Origin of the sequence: Arthrobacter celericrescens (genome assembly GCF_003614925.1) — a bacterium.
Classification (GTDB): Bacteria; Actinomycetota; Actinomycetes; order Actinomycetales; family Micrococcaceae; genus Arthrobacter; species Arthrobacter celericrescens.
In genome coordinates this window covers 25,811-36,836 of the sequence record NZ_QYLP01000026.1, presented here as the reverse complement: position 1 = coordinate 36,836, position 11,026 = coordinate 25,811, and the positions used below count along the sequence as shown (strand labels likewise).

Below are 11,026 nucleotides of genomic sequence, written 5' to 3'. Positions count from 1 at the left end.
CTGGCCGGGACCTACAAGAGGCTGCTCCAGGACGGCGTGGACGCCGGCACCACCAAACAAGCCGACCTCAACGGCATCTTCGACCTCAGGGCCCTGAACGAGGTCACCGGCAAGAAGACCTCAGCCGCAGGCCTCGGTAAAGACTGAACCACCGGCGCACATTCAACAACCAAGCAACACAAAGGACGGGATCATGCCAGTCGTACTGGAACATCTGGGTAAACGCTTCGGCGACGGCGCCCCGGTGCTGGACGACGTCAACGCCAGCATCGCGAAGGGCGAGTTCGTCGCCCTCCTCGGTGCGTCCGGCTGCGGCAAGTCCACCCTGCTGAACATCCTCGCCGGACTGGAACAGCCGACGTCGGGCGCTTTGGAAGTGCCGGCCGACGGCGCCGCCTTCATGTTCCAGGACTCGGCACTGTTCCCGTGGCTGACCGCCCGCGGCAACATCGAACTCGCCCTGCAGCTCGCCGACAAGAACGCCGGCAGGCGCAGCAGCAAGGCCGAACGCAGCGCGCGCTCCACTGAACTGCTCGAACTCGTGCACCTCGGCGGGGCGGGGGACAAGCGCCCCCACGAGCTCTCCGGCGGCATGCGCCAGCGCGTGGCCCTGGCCCGTTCGCTGGCGCAGGACCGGCAGCTGCTGCTCATGGACGAGCCCTTCGCCGCACTGGACGCCATCACCCGCGACCTCCTCCACGATGAACTGGAACGGATCTGGAAGGAAACCGGCCGCACCATCGTGTTCGTGACCCACAACGTGCGCGAAGCCGTCCGCCTGGGCCAGCGGGTGCTGCTCCTGTCTTCCCGGCCGGGCCGCGTGGTTGCAGAATGGGACGTCACGGAGGAACACCGCACGGACGCCGGCAGCGCCGGGGAACTCACCGCCACCATTACCCGCCGCCTGCGCGAGGAGATCCGCCGCCATGCCAACTGAACAGGACGTCCTGACTGTGACCGAACCCAGTGAGCACATCACCTCGCCCGCGCTCAAGGGCAACCCGGAAGACCTGCGCGACCTCGAAGCCGGCCTGGACAAGCTCCAGTCGGATGTCCAGCGCAAAGCCGGCATCGACTGGAGCCGTGTGCTGCTGCCCATCGCCGCCCTGGTGGTGCTGATCCTCGTCTGGCAGTTCTACGTGTCGCTCGGCCTGAAGCGCCGCGACCTGGTACCCGGTCCCCTCGACGTGCTGGGCCAGATGGGCGTGCTGTGGTCCGAAGGCAAGGTCCAGGAGTCGGTGTGGACCTCCCTTCAGCGCGGCCTGTTCGGCTTCCTGATCAGTGTGGTCATCGCGACGCCGGTGGGCCTGCTGCTGGCGCAGGCGGCACCGTTGCGCCGCGCCTTCGGACCGCTCATTTCCGGCCTGCAGGTGCTGCCGTCCGTGGCGTGGGTGCCGGCCGCCATCATCTGGTTCGGGCTGACCGACGCCACCGTCTACTTCGTGGTGTTCATGGGCGCCATCCCGTCCATCATCAACGGCCTCATCTCCGGCGTGGACCAGATCCCGCCGCAGTACCGCAGCGTGGGCAAGGTGCTGGGCGCGAACCGGCTCCAGATGGCCCTGCAGATCGTTCTTCCGGCGGCACTTCCCGGCTACATCGGCGGCCTCAAACAGGGCTGGGCCTTCTCCTGGCGTTCCCTCATGGCGGCCGAAATCATCGCCACCGGCGGCAGCATCGGCTTCGGCTTGGGCTCGCTGCTGGACCAAGGGCGGCTCCTTTCGGACATGGCCACCGTGATGACCGCAATCCTGCTCATCCTCGCCGTGGGCATCCTGATCGAACTGCTGGTCTTCGGTCCGGTCGAGAAGCGGCTCCTGCAGCGCCGCGGCCTGCTGGCAGGCGGCACCCGCTGAGTCCCAACCGGCCTCCGATTAGACGGTTCCCGCACCACTAGATGTACTGACCGGACACGGTGATCAATCGTGAGAAGGGCGGCTGGCTGCCGCATGCGGTGTGGGGTCGGCGATGGTTGTGTGGGTCATGAATTCCCTTGGAAACGGAAAAGGGGCCAGCCGGGATTCGGCTGCCCCCTTCAGGTTGTGCGTGTAGTTCAGTTGGTTCGAGATGCCTCTGCCTGAATGACCTTGGCGAGGTTGCGGGGACTGCTCCACATCGGCCAATGGCCCGTCGGGAGGTCAATGACGTCGAGGTGTTCAAGGTTCGCGACTTCGGTGAACATGGGATGACCGGTTTGGGCCAGCTCCATCACCTGCGTGCTAGAGATTGAGCAACAGACCAGGGTCGTCCGGACCTTGCGGCGGGCGTCGTCGTTGGTGAGTTCGATGGGCTGACGAAGCACGGGGCCGGGCTCAGGGACGGCTCGGGCCCGAAATTGCTCAAGGACCTCTGCGCTTAGGCCTTCGAGGCTCGCCTGCTGTGCAAGGACGTCGTAGGGCGGCAGCGGAAGCTCCTCCACGTCCTCCGGGAGGTCCGGAGCGAAGACACTTCCCGTCGCCACAGGGCCGGAGTCGACCCACACTACCCGGTGGACAAGCTCGGGGTAGCGGTCCATCACGAGGCTGACGGGAGCGTTAGCCCCGCTGTGGGCAACGAGTATTGCAGGCCGATTACCGGTTTGAGTAATTACGCCCAGGATTGCTTCAGCCTGGGCGTCGAGGGTCTTAGTCGAGCGCTCAGGATCGTGTGCGTCGAGACCGGGCAGGGTCATTGCGATAGCACGAGGATGGCCGGGCTTCATGTGTTCAAGAACTTCATCCCAGGCCCAAGCGCCCAGCCAGTGGCCCGCGATGAGAATGATGGTCGGAATACTCACAGTGCTTGTCATGCCACAACTCTCGCAGGCCCTATGGACAACGGCATGTCACTATTTATGTCATGAATTTGCCTGGGTCTGAGCAGTGAAGCGAGCAGAACGGCTTCATGCCTTGTCAGAGAGGTTGCGCCGCAGCGGCGCCCGGGGGGTCTCCGCCGAGCGGTTGGCGGGAGAGTTCGAGGTGTCCGTGCGCACAATCAAGAGAGACCTCGATGCGCTGGAGAACAGCGGCGCGCCTCTATGGTCGCGCCCAGGTCCGGGCGGTGGCTACGGATTGGCTGTAGGCGCGTCCCTGCCACCCGTCAGCCTGTCTCCGGCACAGGCTGTGGCGCTCATGGCTGCTGTGTCCGCCGCGGCTGATGCCCCCTTCGCTGATCTGGCAGCAGCCGGTATCCGCAAGATTCTGGATGTCCTCGATCCCAGAACTCGCGCAAGAGCTGACGAGTTGGCCCGCCGTGTGTGGGTCAACTCGCCGCCCTCGTCCTCGCGCGCCGTTAAGTCGGCATTGGAGGAGGCGATGGCTGAGCAACGAGTAATCCGTATTCGCTACACATCGGGAAACGGGGCCACGACCAACCGAGACGTCGAGCCCGTGCTGTTCGCCTCCACGAATGGCCAGTGGTACTTAATCGGATGGTGCCAAATGCGCGACGCAATGCGCTGGTTTACCGTGTCGCGCATCGAGCAGGCCACCGTAACCAAGGCGGCCTGCACCGGCCACACCATCCACGAGGTCGGAGAACCCCCAACGAACGCCAGGCCGGTACACGGTCATGGCGAGTGAGCCACTCAATCAACGTCTCCGGTCAGTACAACTGGACGACGGCGGCCGTCTATCCATGCACGAACTGTCTAATTGGCGCCCGGCCCCGCGGGGAACCGCTAGGCCGCCGCAGGAATTCCCCGGCACCTGAGCGTGTTGACGCGGACATGACACCGCACCCCCAGCGCATCGGCTTCCTCTCCTTCGGACATTGGGGCCGCGCCCAAGGTTCGAGGGTGCAGTCCGCCCGGGACGCCTTGCTGCAGGGCATCGAACTGGCAGTCGCGGCGGAGGAGATCGGGATCGACGGGGCCTTCTTCAGGGTCCACCACTTCGCCCGGCAGCAGGCCGCCCCGTTTCCCCTGCTGTCCGCGATCGCCGCCCGCACCAGCCGGATCGAGATGGGCACCGGCGTGATCGACATGCGCTACGAGAACCCGCTTTACCTGGCCGAAGAGGCGGCAGCCACAGACCTCATCAGCGGCGGCAGGCTGCAGCTCGGCATCAGCCGCGGCTCACCCGAACCGGCCCTCAACGGCGCCGCCGCCTTCGGCTACGAGCCTGCCGACGGCGAGGACCCGGCAACCATGGCGCGCCGCCACACGGAACTCTTCCGGCACGCCATCGCGGGCCGCGGCGTAGCGACTGCGGACCCGGCCTACGCCGGCGGCGGCACCGGCCTGCTGCCCATCCGGCCCACCTCGTCCGGCCTGCCCGAGCGCATTTGGTGGGGCGCCGGAACCCGCAAGACCGCGGTCTGGGCCGCGGAGCAGGGTATGAACCTGATGAGCTCCACCCTGCTGACGGAAGACACCGGCGTTCCCTTCGACCAGCTGCAGGCCGAACAGATCCAGCTCTACCGCGAGGCTTGGGCCGCCGCCGGGCACACGTTCGTGCCGCGGGTGTCCGTCAGCCGCAGCGTGCTGCCCGTGGTGGACGACGAGGACCGGCATTACTTCGGACTCCGCGCCCAAGTGGACGGCCGTGACCAGGTGGGCATGCTGGACGGTGCCCTGTCCCGCTTCGGACGGAGCTACATCGGCGAACCCGACGCCCTGGCCGAGGAACTCGCGAGGGACGCCGCGGTGCAGGCCGCCGACACGCTCATGCTCACTGTCCCCAACCAGCTCGGCGTCGACTACAACGCCAAGCTCCTGGTCAATGTCGCCGAGCACATCGCCCCGGCGCTGGGCTGGAAGGTGAAGGCCTGAAGAAGGGGCGGCCGGGCAAGTAACAATGTGACGCAGGATTACCTAGCGTTAACCGGTGTTTCCGGGCCTTTGAAGCATGTTACGGCCCGGCCCTACAGTTTTTTCATGGCAATACAGGACATCTATCCCACGGCACTGCGCCTGCTCGGCCGCCCCGTGCTGGTGGTGGGCGGCGGCCCGGTTGCCGCGCGCCGCGCCAAGGGATTGCTCGACGCCGGGGCCGAGGTCACGGTCGTCGCGCCCGTTGCCTCGCCCGCGCTCCGCGAACTTGCCGACGCCGGCCTGCTCGCCTGGGAGGCGCGCGACTACCGCTCGTCCGACGTCGACGGCGTGTGGTTCGTGCAGACCGCCACCGGCGTTGCCGCCGTGGACGCCCAAGTGGCCGCCGACGCCGAGGCGCAGCGCATCTGGTGCGTCAACGCCTCCGACCACGAAGCCTCCGCCGCCTGGACTCCCGCCGTCGCGGTTGTGGATGACGTGAAGATCGCCATCAACGCCGGCGGAGACCCGCGCCGCGCGATGGCCCTGCGGGACGCCGTCGCCACCGCCCTGGAGACCGGCGACCTGCCGCTGCGCCGCAAGCGCGCGCACCAAGGTTCCGTCGCCCTCGTGGGCGGCGGTCCCGGCGACACCGGGCTCATCACCGTCCGCGGCCGCCGGCTCCTGGCACAGGCCGACGTCGTCGTCGCAGACCGACTCGGCCCCCGCGAACTGCTCAAGGAACTGGCACCCGAGGTCCGCATCATCGAGGTCGGCAAGACCCCCGGCCACCACCCGGTCCCGCAGATCGACATCAACCGCATCCTCGTGGAGGAGGCCCTCAAGGGCAACCGCGTGGTCCGCCTCAAGGGCGGCGACCCCTACGTGCTGGGCCGCGGCGGCGAGGAAGCCGAATTCTGCCGGCAGAACGGCGTCGAGGTCGAGGTTGTCCCTGGCGTCACCTCCGCCATTTCCGTCCCCGCTGCCGCCGGCATTCCGGTGACCCACCGCGGCCTCGCCAAGGGCTTCAGCGTGGTGACGGGCCACGAGGAACTCGCCGAAGTCCCCGCCCGCCCGGACCACACTGTGATCCTGCTCATGGGCGTGGCCAAACTCCGCGAATCCACGGCCGCCCTCGCAGCCTCCGGAATGCCCCTGGACACGCCGGTAGGTATCGTAGAGAACGGCTATATGCCCGAACAGCGCGTCACCATCGGCACCCTGGCAAGCATCGCCGGCCAGGCGGAAGCCAGCGGTGTGGCCAATCCCGCAGTGGTGGTGATCGGCGACGTCGTGCGTGTCAGCCCCTTCGCCCCCGCACACTTCAAGACCGCCGATTACAGCACTTTGACTCCGAACAAACCCCGGGCAGCAGCCCTCTAGTCCCGCGCCAAAGACAGTCCCGCGCCGAAGATAAGGAACACAGCCGTGTCATCAAGCACCACCGTAGGATCCATCGAGCGCCCGCTGCGCGTTGCCGTCATCGGCTCCGGCCCGGCCGGCGTCTACGCCGCGGACATCCTCACCAAGAGCGAAGCCGTCAAGAGCGGCGAGCTGAACGTCAGCATCGACCTCTTCGACCGCTACCCGGCGCCCTACGGCCTTATCCGCTACGGCGTGGCCCCGGACCACCCCCGCATCAAGGGCATCGTGAACGCCCTGCACAAGGTACTGGACCGCGGCGACATCCGATTCTTCGGCAACGTGGACTACGGCACGGACCTCTCCATCGAGGACCTCCGCAAGCACTACGACGCCGTCATCTTCGCCACCGGCGCCATCAAGGACGCCGACCTGAACATCCCCGGCATCGAACTCGACGGTTCCTACGGCGGCGCCGACTTCGTCTCCTGGTACGACGGCCACCCGGACGTTTCCCGCGAATGGCCGCTGGAAGCCACCGAAATCGCCGTCCTCGGCAACGGCAACGTGGCCCTGGACGTGGCCCGCGTCCTCTCCAAGCACGCCGACGACCTCCTCGTCACCGAAATCCCGGACAACGTCTACGCCGGCCTGAAGAACTCCCCGGTCACGGACGTCCACGTCTTCGGCCGCCGCGGCCCCGCACAGGTGAAGTTCACCCCGCTGGAACTGCGCGAACTCTCGCACTCCAAGGACGTGGACATCATCCTCTACGCCGAGGACTTCGAGTTCGACGAGGAATCCGACCGCCAGGTCCAGAGCAACAACCAGACCAAGACCATGGTGGGCACCCTCACCAACTGGATCGCCGAGCAGCCCGAGGACCTCTCCGAGCTCAAGGCCTCCCGCCGCCTGCACCTGCACTTCCTGCACAGCCCGGTGGAGATCGTGGACTCCGCGGAAACCCCCGGCAAGGTGGCAGGCATCAAGTTCGAGCGCACCGAACTGGACGGCACCGGCAACGCCCGCGGCACCGGCGAGTTCATCGACTACCCGGTCCAGGCCGTCTACCGTGCCATCGGCTACTTCGGTTCGGCCCTGCCGGATGTCGAGTTCGACCACAAGAAGGGCGTCATCACCAACGACGGCGGCCGCGTCCTGGACGCCGACGGCCAGCACGTCCCCGGCCTGTACGCCACCGGTTGGATCAAGCGCGGCCCGGTCGGCCTCATCGGCCACACCAAGGGCGACGCCCTGGAGACCGTCACCTACCTCCTGGAAGACCGCGGCAACCTGCCGTTCGCCGAGGCTCCCGAGGCCGGCGCCGTCGTCGAACTGCTCGACGCCCGCGGCGTGAAGTACACCAGCTGGGAAGGCTGGCTGGCACTGGATGCCCATGAGCTCGCCCTCGGCGCGGCAGCCTCCGAGGCCGGCACCTCCCACGGTGTCGAGGTCCAGCGCGAACGCATCAAGGTTGTCCCGCGCGAAGAGATGGTGGACATCTCCCGCGACGGCGTCGCCGCCAACGTCTAAGCCAGACAGAACGCGGGGTCAGGTAGCGCCCATTCCGGTCGTCCGGATGGGCCCTATCCGACCCCGCGTTGCTTTAACCTGAGGTATGGACGTCGTCGTCATCGAAACGACCCCGCTCGGGGACCGCAGCTACCTCGTCCATGACGGCGCGGTGGGACTGGTCATCGACCCCCAGCGCGACACCGACCGCATCGAAGCCGCCGCCCGCAGCGCCGGCGTCGCCATCACCCACGTCGCCGAAACCCACATCCACAACGACTACGTCTCCGGCGGACTGGTCCTCGCCGGGAAGCACGCGGCCCGGTACCTGGTCAACACCGCCGATGCCGTCGCCTTCGAGCGCGAGCCGGTCCGGGACGGGCAGGTCTTCCGTGTGGGCCGCCTGTCCGTGAGGGTCCTGGCCACCCCGGGACACACCCACACCCACCTCGCCTATGTCGTGGAGGAGACGGACGGCCCCGACGCCGGACGCCGGGCCGTGTTTTCCGGCGGCAGCCTGTTGTACGGTTCCGTCGGCCGCACGGACCTTGTGTCAGCCTCCGACACTGCGGGACTCGCCCGCGAGCAGTACGCCTCGGTGCGCAGGCTCGCTGAGGTCGCAGGTCCGGATGCGGAGCTCTACCCGACCCACGGCTTCGGCTCCTTCTGTTCCACCGGTCCCGCAAGCCGCCAGCACGCCTCCACCATCGCCGAGCAGCTCGCGTCCAACCACGCCCTGACCGACCCCGACGAGGGCCACTTCGTGGCCGGGCTGCTGGCCGCCGTGTCGGCCTACCCCTCCTACTACGCGCACATGCGTCCGCTCAACGAAGCAGGGCCCGGGCCGGCGTCGTTGGCTGTCCCGGACAATGTCGATCCCGGCGAGCTGCGGCGCAGGCTCGAGGCGGGCGAATGGGTGGTGGACCTGCGGAACCGGGTGGCGTTCGCGGCCAGCCACCTGCTGGGCAGCGCGAGCTTCGAATACGGCAGCGGCTCCAGCTTCACCAGCTACCTGGGCTGGGTACTGCCGTGGCAGCAGCCGCTCACGCTGGTAGGGTCCCTGTCCGACGTCGAACGGGCCGTCCGCGATCTCGCCCGGATCGGCATCGACTCACCGGACGCCGCCGTCGGCGAGGACTCCGGAGCCCTGGCCCCGGGCGTCCCGCTGGTCGGCTATCCGCGGACAGATTGGGAAGGGTTCCTCCGCGACCGCGCGGCGGGGGATACGCTGCTGGACGTCCGCCGTGCCGACGAGTTCGCGGCCTCGCATGTGTCCGGCGCCGTGAACGTGCCCGTGCACGAGGTGCTGGCCCGCCTCCCGGAACTGCCGGAAGTCCGTACCTGGGTGCACTGCAACTCCGGGTACCGGGCCGGCATCGCGGCCAGCCTCCTGCACCGGGAAGGGCATGACGTGGTGCTGATCGATGCCCGCTTCCGCGACGCTCCGGGCACGGTCAGCGGCTGAACCACCGGCGGTTGCGCCGGTCTGTTGAGCCGGATTATTGCCCGAGCCACTCCGCGCAGGAGTCCAGGTTCCGGTTGACGCTTTCGACGGCGGCCGCGGCGTCCCGTGCCTCGAGGGCATCGATGAGTTCCTCATGGCCCGCCGACGGGACCCCGTTGAAGCCGGCCCGCTGGCGCTGGATGAGGAGGTCTGCGTGCATGGCGCCGCTGAAACTGGCGTAGAGCTCATGCAGCAGCGGATTTCCGGAGGCCTTGGCCACCAGGTCATGGAACGCCCAGTCGGCCTTCGCCCAGGTGTCGTAGTCCCCGGCCGCCCAGGCCTCCCGCCAGGTGCGGAGCAGCCCGCGCATCGCCTCGAGGTCCGCGGCCGCGGCGTTGCCCGCGGCCAGGCGTGCGGCCTGGGTGTCCAAGGCCAGCCGGACCTCCAGGACATGCTGTGGGGTGTGGTCCTTGTACATGCGCCGCGCAACTCCGGACATCTCGCTCGTGGCGCGCACGTACGTGCCGTCACCCCGGCGGACTTCCAGCATGCCGCTGTGCGCCAGCGCCTTGATCGCTTCGCGCAGTGTGCCGCGTGAGACCGAGAGCCGGGCCATCAGTTCCGGTTCGGCGGGAATCCGTTCCTCCAGGGGCCATTCGCCGGACTGGATCATGGTGCGGAGGCGGTCGGTGACCTCGTCGGCGAGGACGGGGCGGTGCACAGGGGTCAGGCTCATGAGACGCTCTTCCGTGCGGCCTGGGGCAGGACGCCCTTGGCGGTCAACAGGTGGCTGGAAACCATCAGGGCGAGGGACGCCACGACCAGCAGGCCGAGGGGCAGCGTCCAGCCGCCGCTCGCGCTGTGCAGCAGCCCGACGCCGAACGGTCCTGCCGCCGCGATCAAGTAGCCCAGCGATTGGGCCACAGTGGAGAGTGCGGTGGTTTCCGCCGTCGAGCGTCCGCTGCGGCTGATCACCATCAGGACCAGCGGGAAGATGCCGAGGCCGAAGCCGGTCAGCACGGCCGGCGCGGCGGCCCACGTAACAGGGAGCAGCAGCATGGCCACAATGCCGGCCAGGGTGGTGGTGCTGGCCAGGTAGAACGCGGGGCGCAGCATGCCCGGGCGGGAGCCGAAGGCGAGCAGCGCCATCCCGGCGAACACGGAGACGATCTGCATCAGGCCGAACTGCAGGCCGCTTTCGGTGGCACCGAGTCCGCGGTTGGTCAGCAGGTAGGCGAACCAGCTCATTACGCCGTACGCCAGGAACCCCTGGAAGGTGAACACCGCGGTGATCAGCAGGCCGTGCCGGGTGCGCAGCATGGGCCACATGGACACGCGCTCGGCGTCCTTGCGGGCGGACTTGCGGTGGGTGTGCACCACCATGGGAAGGAAGCCCAGCAGGGCGGCGACGCCCAGGATTCCCCAGGCGGCCAGGCCGAGCGACGGCGAGCCGAACTGCTGCGCCATCGGAACGCTCACCGAGGCGGCGATGGTAGCGCCGCCGGACATGGTGAAGGTGTACAGGCCGGTCATCACCGGGGTCTTCGCGGCGTAGTGCTCGCGGATGAATACGGGCATGGCCACGTTGCAGACGGCGAGCCCGCACATGGCCAGCACGGTCCCGGCCAGCAGGGCGCCCGTGGTGGGGACGCCGCGCACAAGCAGCCCGCCGGCCAGCAGGGCGAGGGAAACCATGATGGCCTTCTCGACGCCGGTCTTCCGGACCAGCCAGGGCGTGGCCATTCCGGCGAAGGCAAAGCACAGCAGGGGGATGGTGGGCAGGATCGAGGCGACCACCGGCCCGTAGCCCAGGACCACCTGCAGCTCGTGGAAGAGCGAGGCGGCGCTGGTGATCCCGGCGCGCAGATTCAGTCCGATCAGGGCAACCGCCACGACGCCGGCGACGACGACGAGCTTGCGTTTTGGCAGGGCGGACGGGGGCAGGGTCTGTGAAGGTATCGAAGTCGCCATGCTCTAAA

The 11,026-nt window shown here is 68.0% G+C and carries 10 protein-coding genes and 1 pseudogene; 8 read left to right on the top strand and 3 right to left on the bottom strand.

Annotated features, from left to right (window positions below):
* From D3654_RS20750 to D3654_RS06005, 3 genes and pseudogenes are all read left to right on the top strand, one after another.
* Positions 1 to 147 (top strand): annotated as a pseudogene (locus D3654_RS20750) (sulfonate ABC transporter substrate-binding protein); the annotation flags it as partial.
* Positions 148 to 193: 46 nt separating this feature from the next.
* Entirely contained in the window at positions 194 to 937 is a 744-nt protein-coding gene (locus D3654_RS06010) for an ABC transporter ATP-binding protein (protein ID WP_120520617.1), read from the top strand.
* Positions 927 to 1,856 carry an ABC transporter permease gene (locus tag D3654_RS06005; RefSeq protein ID WP_120520616.1) on the top strand — a complete coding sequence of 310 codons (930 nt, stop codon included), beginning with the start codon at positions 927 to 929 and terminating at the stop codon, positions 1,854 to 1,856. Before D3654_RS06010 ends, D3654_RS06005 begins: the two co-directional genes overlap by 11 nt.
* A gap of 197 nt (positions 1,857 to 2,053) precedes the next feature.
* Here D3654_RS06005 and D3654_RS05995 read toward each other — a convergent pair whose 3' ends face one another.
* Positions 2,054 to 2,788: an alpha/beta fold hydrolase gene (locus tag D3654_RS05995; protein WP_120520614.1), complete on the bottom strand. Its 735-nt coding sequence runs from the start codon at positions 2,786 to 2,788 to the stop codon at positions 2,054 to 2,056.
* A gap of 73 nt (positions 2,789 to 2,861) precedes the next feature.
* Between D3654_RS05995 and D3654_RS05990 the strand changes: the two genes are divergently transcribed.
* The 5 genes from D3654_RS05990 (at position 2,862) to D3654_RS05970 (ending at position 9,068) form a co-directional block, all read left to right on the top strand.
* Positions 2,862 to 3,560, top strand: a complete 699-nt coding sequence (locus D3654_RS05990; protein ID WP_120520613.1) for a helix-turn-helix transcriptional regulator — start codon at positions 2,862 to 2,864, stop codon at positions 3,558 to 3,560.
* A 146-nt stretch (positions 3,561 to 3,706) separates the two neighbouring features.
* On the top strand, positions 3,707 to 4,750 hold the full coding sequence (locus D3654_RS05985) for an LLM class flavin-dependent oxidoreductase (RefSeq protein ID WP_120520612.1): 1,044 nt from the start codon (positions 3,707 to 3,709) through the stop codon (positions 4,748 to 4,750).
* A gap of 105 nt (positions 4,751 to 4,855) precedes the next feature.
* Positions 4,856 to 6,112: a uroporphyrinogen-III C-methyltransferase gene (gene cobA, locus D3654_RS05980; RefSeq protein WP_120520611.1), complete on the top strand. Its 1,257-nt coding sequence runs from the start codon at positions 4,856 to 4,858 to the stop codon at positions 6,110 to 6,112.
* Positions 6,113 to 6,157: 45 nt separating this feature from the next.
* Positions 6,158 to 7,624 carry an FAD-dependent oxidoreductase gene (locus tag D3654_RS05975; RefSeq protein WP_120520610.1) on the top strand — a complete coding sequence of 489 codons (1,467 nt, stop codon included), beginning with the start codon at positions 6,158 to 6,160 and terminating at the stop codon, positions 7,622 to 7,624.
* Positions 7,625 to 7,709: 85 nt separating this feature from the next.
* Positions 7,710 to 9,068 carry an MBL fold metallo-hydrolase gene (locus D3654_RS05970; RefSeq protein ID WP_120520609.1) on the top strand — a complete coding sequence of 453 codons (1,359 nt, stop codon included), beginning with the start codon at positions 7,710 to 7,712 and terminating at the stop codon, positions 9,066 to 9,068.
* Positions 9,069 to 9,102: 34 nt separating this feature from the next.
* On the opposite strand, the gene D3654_RS05965 is transcribed toward D3654_RS05970, so the two are convergent.
* Both D3654_RS05965 and D3654_RS05960 read right to left on the bottom strand, forming a co-directional pair.
* Positions 9,103 to 9,783: a FadR/GntR family transcriptional regulator gene (locus D3654_RS05965; RefSeq protein WP_120520608.1), complete on the bottom strand. Its 681-nt coding sequence runs from the start codon at positions 9,781 to 9,783 to the stop codon at positions 9,103 to 9,105.
* Complete coding sequence (locus D3654_RS05960) at positions 9,780 to 11,018, bottom strand: MFS transporter (RefSeq protein WP_120520607.1); 1,239 nt, start codon at positions 11,016 to 11,018, stop codon at positions 9,780 to 9,782. The genes D3654_RS05965 and D3654_RS05960 overlap by 4 nt, the downstream gene beginning before the upstream one ends.
* Positions 11,019 to 11,026: the final 8 nt, after the last annotated feature.

Coding starts and splice junctions, on each gene's coding strand:
- D3654_RS05970 (WP_120520609.1), top strand. CDS start 7,710: ATGGACGTCGTCGTCATCGAAACGACCCCGCTCGGGGACCGCAGCTAC.
- cobA (WP_120520611.1), top strand. CDS start 4,856: ATGGCAATACAGGACATCTATCCCACGGCACTGCGCCTGCTCGGCCGC.
- D3654_RS05960 (WP_120520607.1), bottom strand. CDS start 11,018: ATGGCGACTTCGATACCTTCACAGACCCTGCCCCCGTCCGCCCTGCCA.
- D3654_RS06010 (WP_120520617.1), top strand. CDS start 194: ATGCCAGTCGTACTGGAACATCTGGGTAAACGCTTCGGCGACGGCGCC.
- D3654_RS05985 (WP_120520612.1), top strand. CDS start 3,707: ATGACACCGCACCCCCAGCGCATCGGCTTCCTCTCCTTCGGACATTGG.
- D3654_RS05965 (WP_120520608.1), bottom strand. CDS start 9,783: ATGAGCCTGACCCCTGTGCACCGCCCCGTCCTCGCCGACGAGGTCACC.
- D3654_RS06005 (WP_120520616.1), top strand. CDS start 927: ATGCCAACTGAACAGGACGTCCTGACTGTGACCGAACCCAGTGAGCAC.
- D3654_RS05995 (WP_120520614.1), bottom strand. CDS start 2,788: ATGACAAGCACTGTGAGTATTCCGACCATCATTCTCATCGCGGGCCAC.